Source organism: Oceanobacillus sp. MO10714A (genome assembly GCF_037072045.1).
GTDB classification, from domain to species: domain Bacteria; phylum Bacillota; class Bacilli; order Bacillales; family Amphibacillaceae; genus Oceanobacillus; species Oceanobacillus indicireducens.
Map to the genome: position 1 here is coordinate 1 of NZ_JAXHDC010000050.1, position 25,073 is coordinate 25,073.

The window sequence follows — 25,073 nt, forward strand, 5'->3', positions numbered from 1 at the left end:
CCAAGATCATTTAATGACTTCCATGGCAGTGAAAGATCTTGCCAAAGAAATGATTGATATGTATGAGAAAATGGAAAAATTGGAGGCGAAATCATAATGAAAATACTATTAGTTTGTTCAGCAGGTATGTCAACATCTTTACTCGTGAGCAAAATGCGTAAGGCAGCAGAGGAAAAGCAAATAACTGTGGAAATCGATGCTGTTGGTGAATCCCTATTAAAAAACCATTTGGATGATCTTGATGTTGTTTTAATCGGTCCACAAGTCCGCTATTTAGAAAGCAAAATTCGTAAACTTGTAGAACCAAAAGGAATTAAAGTAGATATCATTGACTCTATTGCATATGGCATGATCCAAGGTGAAAAAGTGCTTGAACAAGCATTACATGTAGCAAAATAAATCTTACCTTGAATTATTCATAGCTTCATCCTCTCTCTGAGGGGTTCTTAAAATTGAAAGCAAAGGACAGTGGCAAGAAAAAAACTTATCACTGTCCTATCATAATTCCTCAATGATTAATCTTGATTTAAAAATTACCTGCTCAGATTCGTCATTTTTACCTTCTATATATACTTCTTCTCCAATCATTACCTTTTGTAGTGCCATCACCTCACCTGGTAGAGCTTCATTCGTGAAATGTACTTCAATTGATGTTACTTTATACTTTTGATGCTCTTCCACACGAAAGCAATCCATAATATAATCAACGTATTTCGAGTTGTTTAAGTGCCCATTAAAGTCGATGTCGCTATACCCTATCATTTTCTGATAAGCTACTTCCAACGGGTTTTCTACTCTTAATTTTCCTAACTCGCCATCAATCGCTCGTTCTTTTGCCACGAATGGATAGACAATAGGAATTGTACTCGTTCTTTTGATTCTTCTTTCATGTATATCCATAATTACCCATGAAGAAATAGCCCGAATTAATATATTGCCTGCTTCATCTCGAACAATAAAATCACGGTCACACGCAATTTTACTTGGCTCTAGTGGCCATGTTTCTATTGAAATTGTCTCACCGATTTTGGGATTTCGAACAATATCCACCCTAATTTTCATCAAAACCCAAGCAACACCAAAATCTTGTTGTAGATATTCAATTCCAAAACCTAGTTCTTCAGATGCCATGCTAGAAGCATCCTGGAAAAAACTGAATAAGGTACTTAGTTTTAATTCTTTTTTAAAATCAACGTCACCCCAGTCAACATGATACTCCTTTTTATATATACTAGCCGATGTCATTTCCAAACACACTCCTATTTTATCTTGTCCCATTTTCTCTTGGTACAAATGGACAATATGAATATCATTAATTGCTACTATTTTACTGGTGGATAACTATTTCAATGAAATGCCATAATAAGTTCAATTATGTAGACGTAAGGAGTAGATTTTCATATCCTTTTCCACATTATGCTTCCGTCTTGGCATTTCCTCTTTCCCCTTATCATTTTAACACGAAAGATGGGTAGAAAAGAAATATCACAAATGACTTTCTTCGGTTTTGTCTTAGCGATATCTATTGGAACAATCGGTGTTTCGCTTGATATAGATAGTACAGTTAGTATTCGAAACGGCTTATTTGCGCTTATCGGCTGGGCTATTTTCATATTTTATATAGGGAATTTGCTAGGCTTCAGATTCTAAGTCCTTATACATATCCTCTGACAATCGAACTTGTTCAGGCATCATAATTGAGACCCATTTCTTTGTTCCTCTATCTCGATTGGCAAATTAAATACCTCGATTCAAAACTTCTGTTCTCGTTTTAGCACAAAAGAACCCGCTATTTGATTGAAATAGCAAGTTCTCTCTGTTTTACCGATTAGCTATTTTATAAATGGTTACTGGATGAATTATGCCAGACAGGAATAATGCGACATCATACAGCATGGAAAATGATTACATATTATATATTTCAACATGTTAATTATTTAATGTTCAGCTTATTTGGTCTTAAAAGGAGTAAGATAGTTGCAATTAAGTTAACAAAAGATATAAAAAGTAAAATAATGCATTTCTAAAATCAGAATCATCTAGTTGATTATTTAGCTAATGCAAGCTTAATATGAGCCAAGTGATGCTCCTCATGCCAAGCTAATTTGGCTACCTTTGTTGCAACGGTTATTTTTCCGTTTTTTTCATGCGTAAAGGTTCGTTCTAATTGATCTCCCGTTAAGCTATTTCCTAAAGCTACAATCCGCTCATTGATCCCTTCTAACATTTTAATAGAAGGTTCTACAGGGAGTTCTGTATCCGGTTGAACTGCCCATTCATCTTGAATGAAGTTTGGTACGGTTGGATTATCATCTGTCAAAGCAAGTTTTAACCGTTGGAACATGTTCAACTGAGAGTCTGCAATATGATGAACGAGCTGCCTGACGTTCCAACTACCATCACGATACGTTTTGCTTAGTTCCTCACCATTCAATGAATCAACGGTTTCTCTTAATCGACCCGTATATGACTCAATTTGCTTTAACCATTCTTGAACATTTTCTAATGTTACCTTTTCCGGAACTTCTAATTCACCAATTGGGAACATGACATCCTTATTCAAAACGCTTCTCCCCTATTCTATAAGTAATCATAATCTATCTATCTTCTAGTCTTAGCGTACCAACAACCCACGTAGGCGTCAAATAAGTTTCAATCCGTCAAAATTACTCCAGCAAAATATCCGCTTAGCACTTCCTTTTCATGTTGATTCATACATGTAAACGTTGCCATAACAGAAAATCGATTATTCTTTTTCTTTTCCAATTCCTCGATTGTTACTTCACAGCTGATTGTATCTCCGGTGAAAACGGGTCTAAAGAATTCAAATTTCATCGTACGAGCTAATACATTATAGTCTCCCCCAACCTTCGTCGGTAATGTAGCAGTCAGCAACCCTTGAACAACTAACCTTCCAAGTTCATCAGGCTCCGTATGATGCTCTCCTTCATCTTTAGATATTGTTGTAAACATTGCGACATCTTCTTTTGTGAATGTCCGTTCAAAACGGATGATATCTCCTATTTGTAAATCCAAGTAAATCTCCTCCCGTAGTATTCGTATCTTAGCAATATCATACCTTTCTTAATGCTGGTCTGCAAAAAGCCACCAATATAATGTACTAAGAAAGCCTAACAAACTTGTAATGCAGATGATGATTAAACTGCTCCAACTGATGATGTTTTCTCCCGTTAAACCACTGTAGAGTGCCGGTGCCGCCCATGGAAGGAGGGGTGCATGTTTTATTGAAAACCAAACTCTTTCATTTCCGCTTTCACCATCTGCTTAATTGCTTCATGAGCCGGATCATACTATTTGCATTTGCCGTAACATGACAATACTCTTATGTCCCTAATTCAGTAGATGATTTGTTGCAATAAAACAACCTAAAACCTACTCGCTCAGAATAAGCCAATTCTTTCCTATTGCTTAACATAAAAATAGTGCGGAGCTTTTTTAATAGCCCGCACTAATATTATAAGTACTATTCAACTTCAATCATATATTCATCATGCTCATGAAGATCCGTGTCATCTTCAACATGAATGACAAGCTTATACGTTCCTGGTTCGGTAAATTCGTGAGCTGCAATGTACTCTCCAGCTACTGTTTCTTCAGCATCAACCCAAGCTGTATTCTCATCGTCTCCTTCTGGGGCAATTTCATAACGAACGGTTGCATCTTCCATTGCTTTATCTTCCAGCTGTAAATGGACAGTCAGATCAATTACTTCATTCGTTTGAACGGAATCTGGTTCCATGAAGTGCAGATGGAAGCCGTCTGTATGTGCGTGATGCTCATGATGTCCGCGATGTCCATGATGCTCGTGATCTTCATGATGTGCATGATGTTCATGACGCGCATGATGTTCATCATGATGTGCGTGATGTCCAGATTCCCCTGCTGCTTCACCGCCATCACCAACGATAATGGATTTAAGTGGCATCGTATGCGAACCACGAGCAGTCGTGTGGGCATATATTTCGTATGTACCATCTTCCGGGAAAGTCACTTCTGCCGTATATCTTCCGTCTTCTGTATGTATACCGTCTATTTCGGAACTGTCATCTTCATTACCTTTTAACCAATACTCAAAGTTCACTTCATCAGCATCCTCAACAAGCTCGTCTCCATAGCTGACAATTGCTTCAAGTTCTACGGTTTCTCCTGGTTCAGCAGTTTCCGGAACATTGAACTCTACTTCAAGCGCAACTAACTCATCCGTTCCTTCTGTTACTTCCTCCTTTTTCCCATTTCCACACGCTGAAAGTAAAAGAATTAATACGATAATAAATGGCGTAATGATTTTTTTCATATAAATATCCTCCATATCAATTTTTCTTGTTTCTTATGCTTTAAAGTACATTAATACCAGGCTTGGCTGGTACTGATTGTTGTAGTGGGAAATCACGGCAAATAGCTTGCTCTTCTCTCTGTTCTGGTAAGAGAAAACAGAATTAAACAAGTTCTAACAACACCTAACATAACCTTATCAATGAAACGAACCCCTTTCAATGGCAATTCATGAACAGTTTGTGTCAAGCTTTTCATAGTACCCTTTTCACTCGAGTATTTTTGGCACTCTTTTTTTGTGTCTTCAAGTAGCTTTTTGGTAATGAGAAAAACAAGCGAGACAGGACGCAAGCCGATTAAGGATTTTTTAAATGAACTTTAATATGATTAAACAAACAGAACGGTTCCATACATTCTATCTCTCGCATGAAAATATGGATATATTCATTTTGACAAATATTATGAGGACATTTATCGCGTGAACTGGAGGTGATAGCAATGAACGAGAAAACACTAAAAAATCTTTCATAACTTGGAAGAACTTAGCATGATCCCTGAACAATTTTTGGCTATGAATCCCGCCCAAAACATATATGGACGAAGATTCAGCTAAACGCGAAGCTGAACTCTGGGCTCAACCGAAGAAAAAAGGGAGGAAAAAAAGCTCAAGAAGTAATAACGCAGTGCCTTTTAGCAAACGAGGCATACGTTCAACATATTATGGAAATAACGGATCTGACAAAAGAAGAAGTCTTTGAAATCCAGCATAATATGAATAAAGAAGAACACGAGAGGGTTATAAATCTTTAAAAAGTGAAACAATCATATTAATGAGCGTATGATTGTTTCACTTTTTATCCATTATGGTCATTTTCAATACTTTTTCTTAAATGATACTGATATAACCTTTATCGTATTCTAGGCTAATCCCAAATTCCTTATCTAGAATTTATAATAGAATCAGGCACTATTTTACCGCAAATTTTCAATTCCAGTTTCTAGTATTTCCATTTGCAACAATGTCTGTTCGTCTGTAATCGTTTTTTCTTTTCCATTTATGATGGCTTCATACAAATCATCATAAACTCTTCCATAATCGCCATTTACAGATGTCACTTTTTCTTCGTGGATGATACCTTCTTCATCAATATATGTTAGTACACCGTAATGTTCTATTGTATCCACACCGAAATCTTTATTATCAGGCATATAAAATAACTTTAAATGTTCTTCCTGGCGATCTTTAGTTTTTTTCACAAAGCTCCCTTTTTTACCATAAATGGCAAAGCTGGGTCTCTCTTTGATTCTAAAATAACTCGATTTAACAGATACCTTTAAATTACCATAATATAAATCCAAATCAAAGTAATCATTCATTCTTCCTTGCCCTAATAATTGCCTTACATCATAGTGTATATCATCCGGTTTACCGAAATAACTGATAACCTGATCTATTGTATGCGTGCCATGCGCATATAAAAATGACTCAACACGATCAAATGAATGGGCAGACTCCGGTATTTCAGGACGATAATAGTCAAAATGCATTTCCACTTCTAGTAAGTCACCTAGTTTGCCTTCTTCAATAACCTTTTGAACGGTTAAAAAGTCACTATCAAAACGTCTATTTTGATATGGCTGAACAATTAATTCTTTTTCTCTTGCCATTGCAAATATTTCTTTTGCCTGTTCAGAGGTTTCCATAAAAGGTTTTTCAACCAAACAGTGTTTATTATGTTCTAATACTAATTTTGCGTATTCATAATGACTGTCCATTCCTGTACAAATCACAATGAGCTGAATTTCCTTATCATTTAATAGTTCATCTAAATCAGAAATATAATTTACTCCAGGAATCCTATCCCAGCTTTCACGTTTAGGATTTCTTTGATAGATTGTTTTTACCTTTATATTCTCTCTTTGTTGTACAAATGGCAGATGATATCTATTTGTACTTTTCCCATTTCCAATAAATCCTATTGTTAACATAATAAACTCCTTATCTATTTAATATCCTTAGTTCATACTAGTATAATCCTCACAACCCACACGATCAAAAACCTGAACCGTCATGTTAAAAAGCCATCCACCCTTATAGATGGGACGCCACATCAATCCTACCTTAGCCGTACGGATGATGGGGATTTTTTTACATGATGCCTAATACGTGGAAGACTACACCAGCAACGAACAATCCTAGAATGATTACAATTGGGTTAACTTTCTTGTTAAGCAGCCACATACAGAAAAGCGTTAACAGCAATGGAGCTAAACCAGGAATTAACATATCCAAGTTGTCTTGTAAAGTGGTTATTTCGGTTTCACTCAACGAAAGACCAGCAGCCATCTGTTCCAGCGCAGTTTTAATCCCTTCTGCACCTGCAGGTAAATTTGCCCAATCAATATAAGCACCCTCGCTCAGTTTAACTGAAGATACAATCGGTGTAAATGTTATCGATACCCATCGGTTTACTAATGCACCGAGAATGAACATACCGAGGATGGATGCCCCCTTCGTAATATCCTGAAGCAGGCCACCAGATAAGTCTTCAGTGATTTTAGAACCGGCTTTGTAACCGAGTTCTTGTGTATACCACATGGTTCCCATACGAATGAGGTTCCAGAAAACAAAGTAAATAATTGGACCAAGGGGGTTACCGGTCATAGCTAGTGAAGCCGCCAATGCACCAAGGATTGGCTTAACAGTGAACCAGAAAAGTGGATCCCCTACACCCGCTAATGGCCCCATCATACCTACTTTAACCCCTTGAATTGCAACGTCATCAACAGGAGCACCATTTGCACGTTCTTCTTCAAGTGCTAATGTTACACCAAGAATAGGTGAAGCTACATATGGGTGAGTATTAAAAAACTCTAAGTGTCGCTGTAAAGCAGCTGAACGATCCTCCTTAGTTGTATATAATCTCTTGATTGCGGGAATCATCGAATATACCCAGCCACCATTTTGCATACGTTCATAGTTCCAAGATCCTTGAAGAAAAGTTGAACGCCACCAAATAGCAATACGATCTCTTTTAGTTAATCTTATTTCTTGTTCCATTTTATGTCTGCCTCCTTTTTAATAATTATCAATAATATCGCCTAGTGGATCACCAAAGTTGCCGCCGTTTCCGCCGCCAGAATCACCCTTTTTAGAAAGTGCAATATAGATAAGTGCAAGAGACAAGCCGATAACACCAAGACCGATAAGTGTGATTTCCGAAACTGTTGCTAAAACAAAACCGATCGCGAAAAATGGCCATACTTCTCTGGTAGCCATCATGTTAATAACCATTGCATAACCAACCGCTACGACCATTCCACCACCAATTGCTAAACCATCTGTTAGCCAAGATGGCATAGCTTCAAGTAATCCTCTAACCGGACCCGCCCCGATAGCTAATATTAATCCAGCGGGAATAGCAATACGTAATCCTTGTAGTGAAACAGCAATCATTTGCCAAATTTCAATTTTCCGGATATTACCTTCTTCAGCAGCACTATCCATAATGTGTACGATCCCTGTCGTAATTGTTCGAACGATAATTGTCAATAATAAACCTGCAACTGCAAGTGGAACGGCGATAGCGATTGCAGAAGATACACCGGCTTCACCTTGTCCACTTAAAACTAATATAATTGCGGAAGCTACGGATGCAAGCGCAGCATCCGGTGCGACGGCAGCTCCGATATTTGCCCAACCTAAAGCAATCAATTGCAGTGTACCGCCGAGAATAAGGGCTGGTACTAATTGTCCTGTAACTAAGCCGATGAGCGTACAAGCAATAATCGGTTGATGAAAATGGAATTGGTCTAAAATCCCTTCCATTCCAGCTATAAATGCTATGATCAAAATTAATATTATTTGAATTACATTCAAATCCAAAACCATGATTAATCCTCCTTTACCCTTTACAATTAGGGTCTTTTGTTTAACTCCTCTTGCGCCCGTTTGAGAATTTCGTCCATGTTCTGTTTTGTATCACTTGGGACTTTACGGACATCAAACTTCAAACCAAGTTTTTTCAATTTAGCGAAAGTATCAATATCATCTTGGTCAAATGCCAACGTCCTATTCGGTTGAACTTTACCTGTTGAATGTGCCATTGAACCTACGTTGATTGTATCCAATGGAACGCCACCTTCAACTGCTTTAAGCAAGTCTTGTGGAGTTTCAAAAAGAAGTAGCGCACGCTGTCCTCCGAAGTGTTGATCATCTTGTGCAAGCTCAATCATTTTATGGATGGGAACAACATGCGCTTTTACTCCCGGTGGAGCAGCTTCTTGGATCATTTTTTTACGAAGTTCATCCTTCGCAACAACATCAGATACAACAATAATGCGAGTTGGATTTGTCGCTCTTGTCCAAGAAGTTGCGACTTGCCCGTGAAGTAACCGTGTATCGATACGTGCCAAAACATATTCAAATTTACCAGGCGTTCCTACATTTGAAGCTTTAGCAGTAGCTGGTTTTGTTGCTGGTACTTTTGGTTGTAAATTTTCAGGTAATACATTGATGCCTTCCTTCGCTGTATTCAAAATATGTGTAGCAATTTCATGCGATGTGTTCATTGACATTCGTGACGCGAATGCTTCAATTAACATCGGCAAGTTCAAACCAGCAACAATTGCCCACGTGTCTTTACGTTCGCGTTCTTCTAACAGGCCATTTGCTTGATTGAAAGGGGTTCCTCCCCATAGATCAACTAGGAATAATACTTCATCTTGATTGTCAAAAGAGGCGATTGCTTCTTTCATCTTTGCCCTAATATCATTAGGACCTTCACTTGGTGTAAGTACAACAGCTTTCACATTTTCTTGCTCCCCAAAGATCATTTCTCCAGATTGCAAGATACCATTGGCAAAATCACCATGACTTGCAAGAATAATTCCTACCATCTTTTTACCTCCTTTTATAATTTGTTACAGATTAATAATATAAATAACTTTAAAAGAATCTGTAATCACTATTATTAATGCGGAATTTCTAGTAAGTTTTATTACGTAACAATAGATTACGAACAGAATGATGAATCTTCTTTACATCTTCACAAAAAGTAGGTTTTAATACTTGGCACCGTTTTCGGTTTTCCGTATTAAAATAATTTCTTTAGTAAAATTTATGGATAAAGGATATTAAAACTGCACTGATTACCACTTCTGCAAGAAAGTCACATTACATTTTACGTATAAAATCCTTTTACTCGCTGATTGATGAATTTCTGTAAGGAATCCCTAACAGAAAGCTGTCATGAACGTAACAGGATTACCTTTTGAAAACACCCTTCAATCCGCGTTTAATAACGTCGAAGAAACTTAATGATTGAACCATGCGATTCGGGTCAACGTATTTACGAACTGCTATGAAAACATCTCGTGGTTTTTTAGAAGAAAATGAAAACGTTCCATTTTTCTTCGTTTGAACAGCAAAACGTGGAATCCATTTCCCTTTAAACATGACTGAAGCAATTACGTAATCAACTTCCTCCCAGGGAATTTGAATAAACTTACTAGGGTCCCTACTATTGTAAAATTCAAAGCCTTTATCTCCAATCATGATTTTACCATACTCCGAAAGACCCAGATGCGAGGTTGCATCGACTACTAAATCGACTTTTGAATTGATTGATCGGACCATTCGACCTACTCCATTTCTTTATTGAATCTAATAATGATAGTATTTTTCCCTCTATTCGTTTTCCTCCCCTCTATTAATTGTAAGGGTTCTCACAACAATATTATACCTAACAAAACAACATAAGTAAACAGTTTTCAGTCCCTTATGTTAAATCTTGTTGTACTTTTTGTGAATAAATGTTACGTTTGTTTTATCCAGACCATTAGATATTGCTACCTTTAATTTTAGGGGGGTTGAGATTGAATCAGGTTAAAAGACGAAAATTAATATTAGAAATGATAAAAGTAAATGGCGAAGTGAGATCTAAAGAGCTAGCCAAACAATTTGGTGTTTCAACGATGACGATAAGTCGCGATTTAAATGAATTAGAAAAGGAAGGTGAAATTAATCTAATTTATGGAGGGGCAACATATAAGGAAAATAGTATTTTAGAAAAGCCAATGTCTATCAAAGAATTAGCAAATATTAATGAAAAAAAAGCTATCGGCAACTATTGCAATAAAATTATTCCATCTGGTAGTTTGGTTTTCATAGAAACCGGAACAACTACGCTCGCAGCAGCAAAAGAAATATTCCAAAAAAAGAATTGTACATTCTATACAAACTCGTTATTAGTTATGAATTCACTCTCAAATTATGAAGAAATAAATTTGTATTCCGTTCCAGGTAAATACCGTGATCTTTCTCAAGGATTTTTAGGTATTCAAGTTAGTGATTTCATTCAAAATTTTAATTTTGATTATTGTTTAATAGGCGCCGAAGGGATTAGTGTTACCTCGGGAGTTACTCTGCTAAATGATAACGATGCCTTTACGAAAAGAGCTGTTATGAAACGATCGAAATGTAAAATTCTTGTAGCTGATAGTAGTAAATTTGGAAAGGACTATGCTTATAAAATTGGAGAAGTACATGATTTTGGTTATATTGTTACAGATAACAGTATAGACGAAAAGACTTATCAGGATATAAAAGAAATGACTAAAATTGTAGCAGTTAATCAACCTAAGACTTAGCCGGCGGTAGTTAGCTGTTAGAACTGTAAGTGAATGATATATAAATCTAAAATTCGATTTACAAATTTGCATGTATGCATATTACGGTATATTAAAGATAAGAGGAGAATGCTTTATGAATATTATTAAAGTTAAAAATTACGATGAGTTATCACAAAAGTCATTTGAGGTCATCAAAGAGACGTTGGAAAACAATGATGAGCCGAGCATTAATACGACAACAGGTGCAAGTTATGATGGAACATTTGAATTGCTTGTGGAAGCAATTAATAACGGTGACCTCAAGATCAATCATTCCATCTTCACCAATTTGGATGAGTATATTTCAGAAAGAGATAAAAAGTTTACGGTATATACGTATATGCACAAAAAGTTTTATGATCTAATAAAATCTAAGCCTAAATTTATCGGCCTTATGGATGGAAGTGTCAGCGATATACAAAATGAAATCGATCGTTATAACGAGATCTTGACGAAGTATCCAAGAGATCTACAAATTGTCGGTTTAGGTACAAATGCTCATTTAGCAGCCAACGAACCTGGTACAGATTTTAATTCACGACTTTTCTTAGCTGACAGTGATGAATCAACAATTCAAAGTACAATGAAATATCAAGGTTTAACTCGTGAAGAAGCTCCTACGCAAATGTTGACAATGGGGCTTGCCGATATCATGGAAGCAAAACATATTTTAGTTGCTTCATCAGGTAAGAGAAAGGCACAGGCTGTTAAGGATACACTCGAAGGACCTATTACCGAGAATGTCCCAGCTTCTATTTTACAAAAGCATCCTAATGTGACATTCATCATGGATGACGCTGCTGCATCATTATTAACAAAAAACTATTAATCTACAAAGAGTAAATTAAATCACCCTCCTTATCTAGGAGGGTGAAACTTTTTGGATTTTATGATGCCGGATTCAAGTTTGCAATTAGCTAACAAATCATTTGATATTTATTATTCTTGTTTGTCTGCTGCAAACACAATTCCCCCATCTTCTCTAGCCTTCTCATATGTTTCCATGACTGAAAGTGAATGATCCAATAAACTATAGCACTCTACATAGTTTGCTTCTTTATATATTTGATTAAAGGTTTCGAGCTCATAGTACAACCTGTTTGATATAGCCTGGTTGTTCAATTTTACTTTCTTATCACCTAAATGAAGTAAAACCTCTGTACAAGAATTCGGATCACCAACGACATGTATAAATCCATTCTCTCCTTGAATCAGGATAAAATTCATGCTATTGGTATCCTTACTACCAACACATTGGGCTACAAAATCCGAATATTCCATTGTGACGATACCAGATGTATCAATTCCATTTGAATGTTTATTAGCCGTATATTGGACTTTTTCAGGTTGACCAAATAACTTGATAACAAAATGTAAATTATAAATATTAAGATCGGATAAAGCTCCTCCAGAGAATTCCGGATTAAAGATATTCGGAATTTCCCCTTCTAATAGTTTTAAATATCGACTGGATAACTGACTATAATTACATTGAATGACCTTAATGTCTCCCAGCAGCTTGAGGTTTTCCTCAACTATCCTAAAGTTCGGTAAATGAATGTTGGAAATAGCTTCAAATAACATTAAATTATTCTCTTTAGCTAATTCTATAAGCTTCCCCGCCTCACGTACCGTTGAAGTAAACGGTTTTTCACAAATTACATTTTTGCCGTGTTGTAATGCCTTGAAAGCCTGTTCAAAATGTAAGCTATTAGGAGAGGCTATATAAACAAAATCGATATCTGGCTTGCTATACATTTCTTCTAAATCTGTATATATTTTTTTTACGTTATATTTAGCGGCTAACGATTCCGCCTTCGAAGTAGAGTTCGGGCGTGTATACATCGCTATGCAATCCGCACCTTCCACATTATCTAATGCTGATAAGAAGGTATCTACAATCGGGCCTGTTCCAATGGCTGCTATTCTCATTTTATCTCTCCTGACATTAACTTTTCTATTTCCCATTCTTTTGCCGATTTGGTTTCAACTTCTACTCATTTTTACTTAAAGATATTATATCATGAACGCAGCTACCGAAGAAATGAACAATCTATGAAAGGGCTCAGGTCATGGAATGCGGCGCGAGACCCTCTCATTACCTTTTTTAATAGATTGTTGGCGGCTCATGAGGCAGTAAGTATGCTTGTCCGTGCATCTTCACATGAACTATTGCCATGGTAGGGGATATAGGATGTTTGTCATTTTCCTCATTTTTTGATAATCACCAATATAGAGGTTTTCAGTGGGACAAATGCTCTGACCCTCTGTCCCAATTCAGAAAAGAGCTCAACAGGTTTGTTCCTGTTAAGCTCTTTATCGAAGTTAACTAAAATCAATTAGTGTATATTTCTTTTTCCCGCGGCGGATGATGGTAAATACATCCTCGATACGGTCGTCTGCAGTTATTGTGTAAGCGACGTCCTGCTGTCTTTCACCATTAATGTAGATCGCACCATTCGAAATATCTTCTCTTGCCTGACGTTTCGATGGGGATATTTTCGTTTGAACTAACAAGTCTACTAAGCTGATATCTTCCTTATTTAAAGTGTGAGTCGGCACATCTTTGAATCCTTGCTCGATTTCCGAAATCGATAATTCTTTAATATTCCCGCTGAATAATGCTTCTGAAATGCGGATTGCCTGCTCAAGTGCTTCCTCACTGTGGACCATTTTTGTCATTTCTTCAGCAAGTCTTCTTTGGGCAACTCGCTTCTCTGGCTGTGTTTCTACTTCTTTCTCTAGCTCTTCAATTTCTTCTTTCGAGAGGAATGTGAAGTACCGTAAGAATTTCACAACGTCGCGATCGTCTGTGTTGATCCAGAACTGGTAAAATTCATATGGAGTCGTTTTTTCCGGATCAAGCCAGATTGCGTTACCAGCAGTTTTCCCGAATTTCGTACCGTCTGCTTTCGTAATTAAAGGAACGGTTAAACCAAATACGTTAACTTCCTCTTCTTCCGGATTCTCTCTCGTCCGGCGGATCATTTCCATTCCTGCTGTAATGTTCCCCCACTGATCACTACCACCAATTTGCAGTTGAACATTCTCTTCTTCATACAATTTCATGTAATCAATCGACTGAAGTAGCATGTAACTGAATTCCGTGTACGTAATACCTGATTCAATCCGAGAAGAAACAGATTCTTTCGCAAGCATGTAGTTAATACTGAAATGCTTTCCCGCATCGCGTAATACATCAATAAATGTCATATTGCTTAACCAGTCATGGTTATTCCGGGAGACCACAGGGTTCTCCCCTTCCCCGAATTTTACAAGACGACCAATTTGCTCCTGGATACTGTTCGCATAACCCATCACAACGTCTGCAGTGTTCAAATTGCGCTCCGCTGAACGTCCGCTCGGGTCACCAATCATCCCGGTACCACCACCAACTAGTGCTATTGGCTTATGTCCAGCTTTCTGGAATCTTTTCAGCATGACAATTGGTACAAGGTGGCCGATATGAAGACTGTCTGCTGTCGGGTCGAACCCGCAATACAATGTAACAGATTGTTTATTTAATAAATCTTCCAAACCTTCCCGGTCCGTGACTTGATTGATTAGTCCCCGCCATTCCAACTCTTCTAAGATATTCATCCTACTGTCTCCTTTTTAATAAAAATCAAAAAAGCTCGCTCCTTATAAAAAAGGGACGAGCTTATTCACGCGGTACCACCCTTGTTGCACAACTGTGCCACTTGGGATTGTTAACGATGTCTCCACCGTTCTTAAGGCTGCTCACCAAAAGAAATGCTCCAGATTGTAATTCGCCTGTAAATATATATTGGCTTGCACCGACCGCCAACTCTCTTTAATAGGGATTTACTAGACTACTGGTTCCTTCTTAGCATAATAAGTTTATTTAAATTATATTATTAACACAAAAATAGTTCCTTAGCAACCTTTTCTGAAAAAGCGTTCATGAAAAAATCGTTATATGGTATAATTATAAACGAGTTTTAGGAGGGTTTCAAATGGATTTTAAAAAAAGCATCCAACAATTTTTTAATAAAATACAAGAATCCTGGAAAGCAGGAAAAATCCAAAAGACAAGCCGAATTACATATGGTGTGATGTGGAATGTCATTTTATTCTTTTTAATTATTAGTTTTATCGGCATGTTTTTCATTGGAGGAATTGGTGCAGGTTACTTTGCTTCCCTCGTAAAAGATGAAAAAATCCTTGATTATGAAACAATGGCTCAGGAAATTTACGATTATGCCGAAACATCGAGCATGTATTTTGCTAATAACGTCTATTTAGGTGATATCAATGCAGATCTTTATAGGGATGAAACGACACTGGATAATATCGCTCCCGAGCTTATTAGTGCAGTAATCGCCACGGAAGATGAATATTTTAATGAACATCAAGGTGTTGTTCCAAAAGCTATTGTACGGGCTGTTTTACAGGAATTGACAAATGCTTCCACCCAAACAGGTGGTAGTACGCTAACACAGCAATTAATTAAGAACCAAATTTTAACGAATGAAGTGTCCTTTGAAAGAAAGGCGAAAGAAATTCTGTTAGCACTAAGATTGGAACGATTCTTTGAAAAAGATGAAATTCTCGAAGCCTACTTAAATATCGTTCCATATGGCCGTGACTCATCGGGAAGAAATATTGCTGGTGTCCAGACAGCGGCTCAGGGAATCTTTGGCCTTGATGCGAAAGATGTGAATCTAGCCCAAGCAGCCTATCTCGCTGGTTTACCGCAAAGTCCATCAGCTTACACTCCGTTCGTCAGCGGCGGTGGCTTAAAGGATGAGGAAGATATTCAGTATGGGCTGAACCGAATGAAGACCGTCTTAAACAGAATGCTTGATATGGAGTACATTACACAAGAAGAATACGATGAAGCAATCAACTACGATCTTGTTGCAGATTTTAAAGAAGATCAAAAGTCACCATTTGAAGAGTACCCGGTCTTGGCAGCACAAATTCAAACCGATGCGAAAGATATTTTGTACAACGTATTTTTAGAAGAAGACGGGATTACAAAAGAAGATTTACAAGAAAACCCGAAACTTAAAGATGAATATAAATCGCGAGCGGACCGTGCTTTGCAAACGAATGGGTATGAAATCCACTCAACGATCGATAAAGAATTGTATGATGTGTTCCAAGAAATCGGAAAAAACTTTGATCAATACGGCAATAACAAGTTCACCGAATATCCAAAAGAATCCGGTGAGATGATTGAACAGGCTGTACAAGGTGCAGCTATCATGATTGAAAACTCTACTGGGCGGATTATTAGCTTCTTTGGAAACCGGAACCCAAGTATTGAGAATCATTATAATTATGCAACACAAGCAGTGCGCTCAAATGGTAGTGCGATGAAACCGATTCTTGTATACGGACCAGCGATGGAAGAAGGACATATCCAGCCGGGAACACCAATTGCCGATGCGTACTTGGCAGTTCCGAATAGCGGTGGAACAAAAGAAATCAAGAATATTGACTTAAGGCATCACGGCTTGTTACCGGCTCGGACGAACTTGGCTAAGTCATATAACATACCAGCAGTAAGAACCTATCTACCAATGATCGACATCAATCCAGTCGATAAATATTTGCGACCAATGGGAATCAGTACCATAGAGGATGAGGAATATGCCAACGCCTCTCTCCCACTTGGCGGATTGAAGCACGGTATCACGATTGAAGAGAACGCGAATGCTTTCTCCACCATTGCGAATGGCGGACAATTTGCCGACGCGTATATGATTGAAAAAATAACGACAAAAGACGGCGATACAATCTATGAACATGAAGTGAAAACGAATGAAGTATTCTCTCCGCAAACGAGTTACTTATTAATTGATATGATGCGGGATGTTATTTCAGACGGAACAGCAGCTGGCTTACGTTCCATGCTAAAATACAGTAATGTAGATTGGGCCGGAAAAACTGGAACCTCTCAAAATACGGAGAACGTCCATTTTGTTGCAAGTAATCCAAATATCACCTTTGCAACATGGATGGGCTACAAAATACCAGATGGCCTGGAACATTTAAACCACAGTAAGAGAAACCTTGCTTACTGGACTAAATTTATCAATGCTGCAAGTGACATCAACCCAGAGCTTGTTGCTCCTGACCGTGCTTTCCAACAACCGGAGGGCATTGTCCAAAGAAGCTACTGTGCAATTTCAGGAAAGCTTCCAAGTGAACTATGTGAAAAAGCGGGACTCGTCAAGACCGACTTATTCAATGCGAAGTTTGTTCCGACCGAAGTGGATAATAGTTTAATAACCGGTGATCAAATTATTGTGAATGGGAAAGCTGTTTCACCAGGCCCTGACACTCCTGGAGAATTTACAAAAGGCGGCGGCCTCATGTTTAATCCGGAGTTTTTAAAAGAAAAAGGCTACGATAAACTTCCGGATATTACACAACTCATTCCACAGAATGAAGACCGAAGTAAATGGGAAAAAATCGGATTTCCTAATACAAATACAACAACGAACAGCATTAGTAATGACGGAAAAGCACCAGAGCCGCCGACATCGGTCAACGCTTCCGGTAACCAGATTTCATGGAACGCTTCACCGAGCAATGATATTGTCGGCTATCGTATCTACCGGGCAGCAAAAGGAAGCGACAGCTTTTCAAGAGTCGGCAGCACGACATCTACAAGCTTTAAATCAGGAAGCGGAGATGGAATCTATCATATCCGGGCCGTCGACTACTTCGGTCTCGAATCCAAATCTTCTTCAGCGGTAACCATCGGTAAAGCCGAGAAGGAGAAAGTGAAAGAGAAGGATCAGGATAAAGATAATAAGAAAGAGGATAAAGGCAAAGAAAAAACCTCTGAAAAAGAATCTAAAGAAACCGACGAGAAAGATGATAAAAAGAAAGACATAGATGAGGATAAAGAAGACAAACAGCAAGATGATAAAGAAAAAGAAAAAGAGAAAGAGAAGAAAAAAGACGACAAAGAAAATAAAGACGAATAGCGCACAACGGAATACACCAACGTCGAATTTTAAATCAGGAGCTAAGCTGCTCCTGATTTTTTCTTTTCTATAAGCCTACATATAAAGTACTAAAAAATATACGGAAAGTGTTGTATACTAAATGTAAGCGCATTTATTAATAGGTGGTGAAGCAGTGGAGCATATAAAAACCTTTCATTCAATAACTTACGAAACATCAAGCGGACCACTTACAATCGAGGGTCCCCTCTCAGTAGACGAATTACAAAAGTACAACTTTCACGACAAACTGACTGCATTCCGGCCCGCAAAGAAACAATTTGAAGCCCTTCTTGAAATCGCAACCTTTGAAGAGGCAAGAATTATCGTCGCCCGAACCGAAGAAATGATTATCGGTTATGTAACCTATCTCTACCCCGACCCTCTTGAACGCTGGTCCACTTTTAATATGAAAGAATTAATCGTTTTAGGTGCCATTGAAATTATCCCAGAATATCGCGGAGAACGAGTAGCATCTAACTTATTAAAAGTATCGATGATGGATGATTATATGGAAAATTATATCATAATCTCGACAGAATATTATTGGCACTGGGATCTGGAAGGTACCCAATTAAGCATCTGGGACTACCGGAAAGTCATGGAAAAAATGATGGCTGCAGGCGGGCTTAGCCCGGCTCCCACCGATGACCCGGAAATCATTTCCCATCCGGTCAACACATTAATGGTCCGCATCGGGAAAAATGTCTCGGATGCTGCTGTAGAAGAATTTGATAATTTACGTTTTCTTTCAAGATACAACCAACGAAAAAAAAGTGAGGGATGAATCATGTTAGTAGAAAGCATCATGAACACCGATGTTATTACGCTCCCGCCTACTGCAACAATTGAGGAAGCACTCCGTTTATTAAAAGAAAATAAAATTAGGCACATACCAATTGTTGAAAAAGATACCCGAGTAATCGGAATCGTCTCTGACCGGGATGTCCGTGACGCCATGCCATCAAGTTTTCTTAAGGATGCTGATCGGAAAGAATTACAAAATGAAATCCAAACAATTATGACACAGCCGGTCATCACCGTTCATCCATTAGATTTTGTTGAAGAAATAGCCCGAATTTTTTATGAAAAAGAATTCGCCTGTGTCCCCGTCGTCAAGAATGAACAACTCGTTGGTATGGTAACCGAAAAGCATATGCTGCATACCTTTATTCAGCTAACTGGAACCCATGTACAAAGTTCTCAGATTGAAGTCAAAGTGCCGCACCGGCCAGGCGTCCTTCCCGAAGTAGCTCAAATCATCGGAGATCATAATGTGAATATCGTATCCATTCTTATTTATCCATATGGAGATGATCCCGAGTATAAAGTGCTCGTTTTCCGTGTCCAGACCATGAATCCGATGCCAATTATTCGAGGAATTAGGGAAGCTGGTTTTAAACTGCTTTGGCCGAATAATATTATGGAGCCAAAAATATGAGTGAACAAGTTAAATTTGTATTCTCCGATGACTTTTTAACCTATCATTTTAATCCAGAGCATCCATTTAATCAAAAACGGGTTTTGCTTACAAAGGAATTATTGGAAGCGGTTGATTTATTACAAGACGATGATATTATCCCTCCGAGGAAAGCAACAGAGGAAGAACTGGCACTTTTTCATAATCATGAATACATCGATGCGGTAAAAAAAGCTGGTAAAGATAGACTGACACCAGAACAAGGAGCGGTTTTCGGACTTGGTACAGAGGATACCCCAATGTTTCCTAATATGCATGAAGCATCCAGTTACCTTGTCGGTGGAACACTCACAGCAGTGGATGCTGTATTGTCTGGTACAGCTAACCATGCCTTAAATCTTGGTGGTGGTCTGCACCATGGATTTGAACGGCAAGCATCTGGATTCTGCATATACAATGATGGCGCGATTGCGATTAAATATATACGAGAGAAATACAATTTGAAAGTGTTGTATGTAGATACAGACGCACATCATGGTGACGGCGTCCAGTGGGCTTTTTATGATGATCCTAATGTTTGTACCTTATCGATTCATGAGACAGGACGCTATTTATTTCCAGGAACCGGCGACGTTCGCGAACGCGGTATTAAAGAAGGACATGGATATTCATTTAATTTGCCAATTGACGCATACACTCAAGATGAATCTTTTCTGGAGCTTTATGAAACGGCTTTCAAAGAAATTGTCGATTACTTTAAGCCTGATGTTATCCTTACACAAAACGGTGCAGATGCCCACACATTTGACCCACTCACCCATTTATGTGCATCAATGGCAATTTATGAAAGAATTCCACTACTCGCCCATGAGCTTGCCCATGAATATTGTGATGGTAGATGGATTGCTACTGGTGGAGGAGGCTATGATATTTGGCGGGTTGTTCCGCGAGCATGGGCCCAGATTTGGAGTGTGATGAAACAAAACAAGGTAATGGAAGGTGATCTGCCTTCTAGCTGGTTAAATAAATGGCAAAAAGAGTCCCCCGTTCCACTGCCAATTACGTGGCATGACAGAAAAGAGGCTTTCCCGGAAATTCCGAGGAAGCGGGAAATCGAAGAGAAAAATTTAAAACTGCTTGAAGCTATGCTGAAATACGCCACCCTTCATAAGCAAAACTCACAAAGCTAAACTTAAGATCTGCTCCTACTCATCCTTTGCAATTACTGGATAGTTAGGAGCTTTTTTCAATCCATGAATTCATCCATCCTACAATAGACTTTCTTTTTTAGAAGGGATATAATAAAAAAGTAAAGCTTTAAAACTGGAAGTTGAATGAGTTTCACTATATAACAAGTGATTTACCATGTCTTTCTAATTAAGGAGATGAACTGATTGTTACTAAAAGACATTTTGAAAAACATGGATTATGAAGTAATCCAGGGAGATATAAACCAAGAAATTTCAGCTCTTACATATGATTCCCGAGAAAAAAAGGTTGATAGCCTTTTTGTATGTATAAAAGGATTTACTTTGGATGGTCATGACAAAGCACAAGAAGCGGTAGGTAATGGAGCGCGAGCAATTCTAGTAGAAAGAGAGATCCCTATTTCTGACGATATCACCGTAATAAAGGTTGCAGATACAAGAAATGGCATGGCTAAAGCAGCAGTTAACTTTTATAATAAACCAGCTGATTCTTTAAATGTGATCGGAATTACCGGAACAAACGGGAAAACTTCTATCACCCATTTTCTAAAAGCGATCCTAGATCAAGCTGATAAGAAAACCGGAATAATTGGAACGTTAGGCACGCTGATGAATGAAAAAATTATTCCCACGAATAACACGACACCGGAAGCTATCGATCTCCAGCGCTTCTTAAGCGATATGAAAGATTCGGAACATGATTATTGCCTAATGGAAGTTTCTTCCCACTCCCTGCAGTTGAAACGTTCTGCATACACGTCATTTAGTACGGGGATTTTTACAAACTTAAGCCCGGATCATCTGGAATTACATAAAACAATGGATGACTATTTTGAAGCGAAAGCCGAATTATTTACAATGACGAATAAATTTAATATCGTCAATGTCGATGATTTTTATGGACAAAAACTAGTCCAACAATTAAACAATCCGGAAGTGAAGACACTCTCCTATGGCATCCATGAAAAAGCTGACTTTTATGCGACAGATATCAATTATTCCTTCGATCAAACAACATTTACAGTCCATACGCCAAATGAATCAGCGCAAATTACGATTCATCTGCCAGGTGAAATATATGTTTCGAATAGCTTAGCCGCTATTGCAGCCGCTTATTGCAATGGAATAAATATGGAAGCAATTCAAAACGGCCTTAACACGGTAAAAAATATTTCAGGCAGACTCGAGACGGTTTATAAGCAAGGGGATTTCCGTGTTGTTGTAGATTTTGCCCATACAGAAGATGCGTTGCAAAAAGCTCTCACGGTACTTCGGCCATTTGTAAGTGGAAGACTTATCCTTGTCTTCGGAGTTTATGCTGACATGAGTGAAAACGGGAGAGATAAACGTTATGGCATGGGACGTGTCGCTGCAGAATATGCCGATTTCTCCATTGTCACATTAGATAATCCAAAAAAGCATGACATCAAAACGATTATGAAAGAGACAACTGATGCTCTTGAAAGAAATAAAGGCAGTTACATCGCGATAGAAGACCGAGCTGAAGCAATTCGCTGTGCAATAGAAATGAGTCATTCGGATGATTGCATCTTGCTTGCCGGTAAAGGTCATGAAACAACACAAATTATTGGAGATAGAGAAATTCACTTCTCGGAAAAAGAAATTGTCCAAGAAGCAATGCAGACTAAAACATTTTGATGATACATAAAAAAAGCAGAGAGATTTTTTCTTTCTGCTTTTTGCTTATAAAGAAGTATTAGTCAGCTTCATAATCCGTATTTAATATTGTAATTTCCACACGTCGGTTCAAACTCATATTCTCTTCTGAATCATTCGGGACAACTTGTCTTGTGTCACCATAGCCCGCAATTGAAAAACGCGACTCTTCCAAGCCAAATTCGTCAATCAAGTATCTGACTACACTACTTGCTCTTGCGCCGGATAATTCCCAGTTGGAAGGATAACGATAGGTGTTGATTGGCCTTGAGTCTGTATGACCCTCCACCTTGATATCATTCGGCATTTGTGAAAATAAGCTGCCGATTTCCTTAAGGAATGGCTTTCCTTCATCTAAAATAATCGCTTCTCCCATATCGAAAAAGATGCTATCTTGAAGCACAAGCAGGACACCACGTTCAGTAATTGTAGCCGTAATCTCATCATTTAACTCATGCTCATCCAAATATGCTTCAACACTTTCCACAAGCTGATTTAAAGATTCTTCTTCTTGTTGCTTGCTTATGTAGGCATCCCGACTGACATTAACATCAATCGGATCATCTGCTTCATCTTTTCCGCTCTCTTCTACATTATTCCCGTCCTGCGGGTAACTGTTCGGTACAATAGAAGGAAGAAAATCAAGTACTTCACGATTCTGAAATGATTCTGCGACAGCTTCAAATTTAATCTGATCGATTCGAGACATCGAAAATAACAAAATGAAAAAAACAAGGATCAACGTTACCATATCCGAATAAGTGACAAGCCATTTTGCTGCACCTTTTTCCGGTTTTCTTTGTTTACGTTTACGCTTCATTTACCCGATCCTCCACAAATCCGGAACGCGCTGCTTCTTCTTCTTTTTCTTTCATTTCTTCATATTTCCGTTTATCTGTATGGGAAATGAATGCACTTAGCTTCTCTTCCAATATTCGAGGATTTTGTCCAGACTGGACACCGATAATACCTTCGATGATAATTTGTTTCAAGAAAACTTCTTCTTCCGTCTTTGCTTCCAATTTACTTGCCATCGGGATGAATACCAAATTGGCAAGAACGGTACCGTATAAAGTCGTAATAAGAGCTATTGCCATTGCCGGACCTAATGTAGCCGGGTCGGATAGCTGATTTAGCATCAATACGAGCCCTACTAGCGTTCCAATCATCCCCCAAGCCGGAGCATACTCACCCGCCTTTTCAATGATTGTACGGCCTTTATAATGCCGTTCCTCCATTGCCGTGATTTCCGCATCCATTATGTCGGTGATCACTTCTGGTTCAATTCCATCGACTGCAAGCATAATACCCTTTTTGATAAAAGGATCCTCTACTTCGTCCAATTCATTCTCCAGTGCCAAGATTCCTTCTCTTCTAGCACGTTCAGATAAACGAATGAACAGTTCAATCATCTCCGGCAAGCGGTCTTCTGTCTTGACGAAAGACTCCTTAAGTACCGTGCCAGTCAATTTAATCTGTTCCAACTTAAAGTTAATTAATAAAGATCCAATGACACCACCAAGCACGATAAAGATAGAGGGAACGTCAAGGAAAATTACTACTTCCCCCACTCCTCCACTCGTGCTGATGGCGAAGATAATCATCATAAACCCAACTGTAATGCCGATCGGAGTAAGTATGTCTTTTTTTGTCATCCAAATCTCTCCAAACATCAATTAAATACGTGAGTAGTTCCTCTATATTTATATCGGCATTAATTAGATAAAGTTGAATCTCTTTTTTCAAGACGGTGTGGAAGAACGACATTTTTATCCGTCACTTCTTCTTTGTTCATATACTTCGTCAATAATCGCATTGCAACAGCTCCGATATCATACATAGGCTGAACGACCGTTGATAACGTCGGGCGGACCATTTTAGCAAGCTTCGTATTATCGAAACCGAATACTTGAATGTCTTCCGGCACATTGTGTCCACGATCCTGGAATCCATGAATAACACCGATTGCCGCTTCATCGGATGTTACAAATACAGAAGATGGCTTACTGTCCAGTTCAATCAATTTCTCTGCTACTGCGAGTCCTTCATCATAAGAAGAATCGATTGTAAATACAAGCTCCTCATTGAATTCGATATTCGACTCTTTCACTGCACGGACGTAACCTTCGTACTTTAGGTTATTAACAACGGTCTCGCGTAAGCTGCCTACAAAAGCAGGCTGTTTATTTTCATTGTTATTGACCAATTCTTTTGTCGCTTCATAAGCTGCCAACTCATAATCAATGTTGACAGATGGGATTTCATTGGACGAATCATAAGTCGCAGCAAGCACAACCGGCACGGAAGATGTTTTAAATTGCTGAATATGTTCGTCGGTAATGTTACCGCCCATAAATAAAATTCCGTCCACTTGTTTTTCAAGCATCGTATTAATTAACTGCAACTCATTTTCTTTTTTGGAATCTGAGTTACTTAAAATAATATTATATTTGTACATCGTAGCAATATCTTCAATTCCTCTTGCAAGTTCTGAAAAGAAAATATTCGATATATCCGGAATTATTGCCCCTACAGTCGTCGTCTTCTTACTTGCCAGCCCACGGGCTACCGCATTTGGTCTATAGCCTAAGCGTTCTATAGTAGCAAGCACTTTTTTCCTTGTAGTAGGTTTAACATTCGGGTTCCCGTTAACAACACGAGAGACAGTCGCCATGGATACGTTCGCTTCTCTTGCGACATCATAAATAGTTACAGTCATCACATATACCTCCAGTATATTCGTTCTCTTTTTTCTATCATACTCTACCATGAAAATTTTTTCAAAAATAACATGAAAATTTTCATGAAAACTTGTATATA

23 protein-coding genes and 1 other annotated feature are annotated in these 25,073 nt (G+C 38.2%); of the genes, 9 read left to right on the forward strand and 14 right to left on the reverse strand.

The window, feature by feature from the left end; all coding sequences use genetic code 11:
- Positions 1–93 precede the first annotated feature (93 nt).
- On the forward strand, positions 94–399 hold the full coding sequence (locus SPD53_RS16880) for a PTS sugar transporter subunit IIB (RefSeq protein ID WP_336253268.1): 306 nt from the start codon (positions 94–96) through the stop codon (positions 397–399).
- Between the two features lie 99 nt (positions 400–498).
- On the opposite strand, the gene SPD53_RS16885 is transcribed toward SPD53_RS16880, so the two are convergent.
- Positions 499–1,278: an acyl-[acyl-carrier-protein] thioesterase gene (locus SPD53_RS16885; protein ID WP_336253254.1), complete on the reverse strand. Its 780-nt coding sequence runs from the start codon at positions 1,276–1,278 to the stop codon at positions 499–501.
- Between the two features lie 213 nt (positions 1,279–1,491).
- Here SPD53_RS16885 and SPD53_RS16890 point away from each other — a divergent pair, with 213 nt between their 5' ends.
- Positions 1,492–1,650 carry a hypothetical protein gene (locus SPD53_RS16890; protein WP_336253255.1) on the forward strand — a complete coding sequence of 53 codons (159 nt, stop codon included), beginning with the start codon at positions 1,492–1,494 and terminating at the stop codon, positions 1,648–1,650.
- Positions 1,651–2,047: 397 nt separating this feature from the next.
- Here the strand turns inward: SPD53_RS16890 and SPD53_RS16895 are convergent, their stop codons facing one another.
- From SPD53_RS16895 to SPD53_RS16930, 8 genes are all read right to left on the reverse strand, one after another.
- Positions 2,048–2,548, reverse strand: coding sequence for a YfiT family bacillithiol transferase (locus tag SPD53_RS16895; RefSeq protein WP_336253269.1), 501 nt, complete (start codon positions 2,546–2,548; stop codon positions 2,048–2,050).
- Between the two features lie 104 nt (positions 2,549–2,652).
- Positions 2,653–3,036 (reverse strand): FAS1-like dehydratase domain-containing protein, encoded by a 384-nt coding sequence (locus tag SPD53_RS16900; RefSeq protein ID WP_336253256.1) that lies wholly within the window; start codon positions 3,034–3,036, stop codon positions 2,653–2,655.
- Positions 3,037–3,484: 448 nt separating this feature from the next.
- Positions 3,485–4,315 carry a FixH family protein gene (locus SPD53_RS16905; RefSeq protein WP_336253257.1) on the reverse strand — a complete coding sequence of 277 codons (831 nt, stop codon included), beginning with the start codon at positions 4,313–4,315 and terminating at the stop codon, positions 3,485–3,487.
- A 950-nt stretch (positions 4,316–5,265) separates the two neighbouring features.
- Positions 5,266–6,282: an oxidoreductase gene (locus SPD53_RS16910; RefSeq protein WP_336253258.1), complete on the reverse strand. Its 1,017-nt coding sequence runs from the start codon at positions 6,280–6,282 to the stop codon at positions 5,266–5,268.
- Between the two features lie 160 nt (positions 6,283–6,442).
- Positions 6,443–7,354 carry a PTS system mannose/fructose/sorbose family transporter subunit IID gene (locus tag SPD53_RS16915; protein ID WP_156856752.1) on the reverse strand — a complete coding sequence of 304 codons (912 nt, stop codon included), beginning with the start codon at positions 7,352–7,354 and terminating at the stop codon, positions 6,443–6,445.
- A gap of 18 nt (positions 7,355–7,372) precedes the next feature.
- Entirely contained in the window at positions 7,373–8,185 is an 813-nt protein-coding gene (locus tag SPD53_RS16920) for a PTS mannose/fructose/sorbose transporter subunit IIC (protein WP_442946222.1), read from the reverse strand.
- A gap of 26 nt (positions 8,186–8,211) precedes the next feature.
- Positions 8,212–9,192, reverse strand: coding sequence for a mannose/fructose/sorbose PTS transporter subunit IIA (locus SPD53_RS16925; protein ID WP_336253259.1), 981 nt, complete (start codon positions 9,190–9,192; stop codon positions 8,212–8,214).
- A 367-nt stretch (positions 9,193–9,559) separates the two neighbouring features.
- Complete coding sequence (locus tag SPD53_RS16930) at positions 9,560–9,931, reverse strand: DUF956 family protein (RefSeq protein ID WP_188855555.1); 372 nt, start codon at positions 9,929–9,931, stop codon at positions 9,560–9,562.
- A gap of 239 nt (positions 9,932–10,170) precedes the next feature.
- Between SPD53_RS16930 and SPD53_RS16935 the strand changes: the two genes are divergently transcribed.
- The gene (locus SPD53_RS16935; protein ID WP_336253260.1) at positions 10,171–10,944 is read left to right on the forward strand and encodes a DeoR/GlpR family DNA-binding transcription regulator; all 774 of its coding nucleotides are present in this window, start codon (positions 10,171–10,173) and stop codon (positions 10,942–10,944) included.
- A 115-nt stretch (positions 10,945–11,059) separates the two neighbouring features.
- Positions 11,060–11,794: a glucosamine-6-phosphate deaminase gene (locus tag SPD53_RS16940; RefSeq protein WP_336253261.1), complete on the forward strand. Its 735-nt coding sequence runs from the start codon at positions 11,060–11,062 to the stop codon at positions 11,792–11,794.
- Between the two features lie 110 nt (positions 11,795–11,904).
- Here the strand turns inward: SPD53_RS16940 and SPD53_RS16945 are convergent, their stop codons facing one another.
- A complete protein-coding gene (locus SPD53_RS16945) occupies positions 11,905–12,897 on the reverse strand; it encodes a Gfo/Idh/MocA family protein (RefSeq protein WP_336253262.1) in 993 nt (330 codons plus the stop codon).
- 393 nt (positions 12,898–13,290) lie between these two features.
- Positions 13,291–14,565, reverse strand: coding sequence for a tyrosine--tRNA ligase (tyrS, locus tag SPD53_RS16950; RefSeq protein ID WP_336253263.1), 1,275 nt, complete (start codon positions 14,563–14,565; stop codon positions 13,291–13,293).
- A 48-nt stretch (positions 14,566–14,613) separates the two neighbouring features.
- Positions 14,614–14,823: a binding site (T-box leader), on the reverse strand.
- A gap of 119 nt (positions 14,824–14,942) precedes the next feature.
- Here tyrS and SPD53_RS16955 point away from each other — a divergent pair.
- From SPD53_RS16955 to SPD53_RS16975, 5 genes are all read left to right on the forward strand, one after another.
- Positions 14,943–17,930, forward strand: a complete 2,988-nt coding sequence (locus tag SPD53_RS16955) for a transglycosylase domain-containing protein (protein WP_336253264.1) — start codon at positions 14,943–14,945, stop codon at positions 17,928–17,930.
- A 154-nt stretch (positions 17,931–18,084) separates the two neighbouring features.
- Positions 18,085–18,735 carry a GNAT family N-acetyltransferase gene (locus SPD53_RS16960; RefSeq protein WP_156856743.1) on the forward strand — a complete coding sequence of 217 codons (651 nt, stop codon included), beginning with the start codon at positions 18,085–18,087 and terminating at the stop codon, positions 18,733–18,735.
- Between the two features lie 3 nt (positions 18,736–18,738).
- On the forward strand, positions 18,739–19,389 hold the full coding sequence (locus tag SPD53_RS16965) for an acetoin utilization AcuB family protein (RefSeq protein ID WP_336253265.1): 651 nt from the start codon (positions 18,739–18,741) through the stop codon (positions 19,387–19,389).
- Entirely contained in the window at positions 19,386–20,558 is a 1,173-nt protein-coding gene (locus SPD53_RS16970) for an acetoin utilization protein AcuC (protein ID WP_336253266.1), read from the forward strand. The genes SPD53_RS16965 and SPD53_RS16970 overlap by 4 nt, the downstream gene beginning before the upstream one ends.
- Positions 20,559–20,762: 204 nt before the next feature.
- Positions 20,763–22,235: a UDP-N-acetylmuramoyl-L-alanyl-D-glutamate--2,6-diaminopimelate ligase gene (locus SPD53_RS16975; protein WP_336253267.1), complete on the forward strand. Its 1,473-nt coding sequence runs from the start codon at positions 20,763–20,765 to the stop codon at positions 22,233–22,235.
- A gap of 58 nt (positions 22,236–22,293) precedes the next feature.
- Here SPD53_RS16975 and motS read toward each other — a convergent pair whose 3' ends face one another.
- Genes motS through ccpA form a run of 3 tightly spaced genes read right to left on the reverse strand, consistent with a single transcriptional unit; the run spans position 22,294 to position 24,972 of the window.
- On the reverse strand, positions 22,294–23,073 hold the full coding sequence (motS, locus tag SPD53_RS16980; RefSeq protein ID WP_156856739.1) for a flagellar motor protein MotS: 780 nt from the start codon (positions 23,071–23,073) through the stop codon (positions 22,294–22,296).
- Positions 23,063–23,908 (reverse strand): flagellar motor protein MotP, encoded by an 846-nt coding sequence (motP, locus tag SPD53_RS16985; protein WP_156856738.1) that lies wholly within the window; start codon positions 23,906–23,908, stop codon positions 23,063–23,065. Before motP ends, motS begins: the two co-directional genes overlap by 11 nt.
- A gap of 59 nt (positions 23,909–23,967) precedes the next feature.
- A complete protein-coding gene (gene ccpA / locus SPD53_RS16990; RefSeq protein WP_156856737.1) occupies positions 23,968–24,972 on the reverse strand; it encodes a catabolite control protein A in 1,005 nt (334 codons plus the stop codon).
- Positions 24,973–25,073 lie beyond the last annotated feature (101 nt).

What these genes read in the sequence shown, in the direction of transcription:
- SPD53_RS16915 (WP_156856752.1), bottom strand. Translation starts at nt 7,354, where the DNA reads ATGGAACAAGAAATAAGATTAACTAAAAGAGATCGTATTGCTATTTGG.
- SPD53_RS16925 (WP_336253259.1), bottom strand. Translation starts at nt 9,192, where the DNA reads ATGGTAGGAATTATTCTTGCAAGTCATGGTGATTTTGCCAATGGTATC.
- SPD53_RS16940 (WP_336253261.1), top strand. Translation starts at nt 11,060, where the DNA reads ATGAATATTATTAAAGTTAAAAATTACGATGAGTTATCACAAAAGTCA.
- motP (WP_156856738.1), bottom strand. Translation starts at nt 23,908, where the DNA reads ATGACAAAAAAAGACATACTTACTCCGATCGGCATTACAGTTGGGTTT.
- motS (WP_156856739.1), bottom strand. Translation starts at nt 23,073, where the DNA reads ATGAAGCGTAAACGTAAACAAAGAAAACCGGAAAAAGGTGCAGCAAAA.
- SPD53_RS16920 (WP_442946222.1), bottom strand. Translation starts at nt 8,185, where the DNA reads ATGGTTTTGGATTTGAATGTAATTCAAATAATATTAATTTTGATCATA.
- ccpA (WP_156856737.1), bottom strand. Translation starts at nt 24,972, where the DNA reads ATGACTGTAACTATTTATGATGTCGCAAGAGAAGCGAACGTATCCATG.
- SPD53_RS16890 (WP_336253255.1), top strand. Translation starts at nt 1,492, where the DNA reads ATGACTTTCTTCGGTTTTGTCTTAGCGATATCTATTGGAACAATCGGT.
- SPD53_RS16885 (WP_336253254.1), bottom strand. Translation starts at nt 1,278, where the DNA reads ATGGGACAAGATAAAATAGGAGTGTGTTTGGAAATGACATCGGCTAGT.
- SPD53_RS16965 (WP_336253265.1), top strand. Translation starts at nt 18,739, where the DNA reads ATGTTAGTAGAAAGCATCATGAACACCGATGTTATTACGCTCCCGCCT.
- SPD53_RS16895 (WP_336253269.1), bottom strand. Translation starts at nt 2,548, where the DNA reads ATGTTCCCAATTGGTGAATTAGAAGTTCCGGAAAAGGTAACATTAGAA.
- SPD53_RS16945 (WP_336253262.1), bottom strand. Translation starts at nt 12,897, where the DNA reads ATGAGAATAGCAGCCATTGGAACAGGCCCGATTGTAGATACCTTCTTA.
- SPD53_RS16970 (WP_336253266.1), top strand. Translation starts at nt 19,386, where the DNA reads ATGAGTGAACAAGTTAAATTTGTATTCTCCGATGACTTTTTAACCTAT.
- SPD53_RS16955 (WP_336253264.1), top strand. Translation starts at nt 14,943, where the DNA reads ATGGATTTTAAAAAAAGCATCCAACAATTTTTTAATAAAATACAAGAA.
- tyrS (WP_336253263.1), bottom strand. Translation starts at nt 14,565, where the DNA reads ATGAATATCTTAGAAGAGTTGGAATGGCGGGGACTAATCAATCAAGTC.
- SPD53_RS16905 (WP_336253257.1), bottom strand. Translation starts at nt 4,315, where the DNA reads ATGAAAAAAATCATTACGCCATTTATTATCGTATTAATTCTTTTACTT.
- SPD53_RS16930 (WP_188855555.1), bottom strand. Translation starts at nt 9,931, where the DNA reads ATGGTCCGATCAATCAATTCAAAAGTCGATTTAGTAGTCGATGCAACC.
- SPD53_RS16910 (WP_336253258.1), bottom strand. Translation starts at nt 6,282, where the DNA reads ATGTTAACAATAGGATTTATTGGAAATGGGAAAAGTACAAATAGATAT.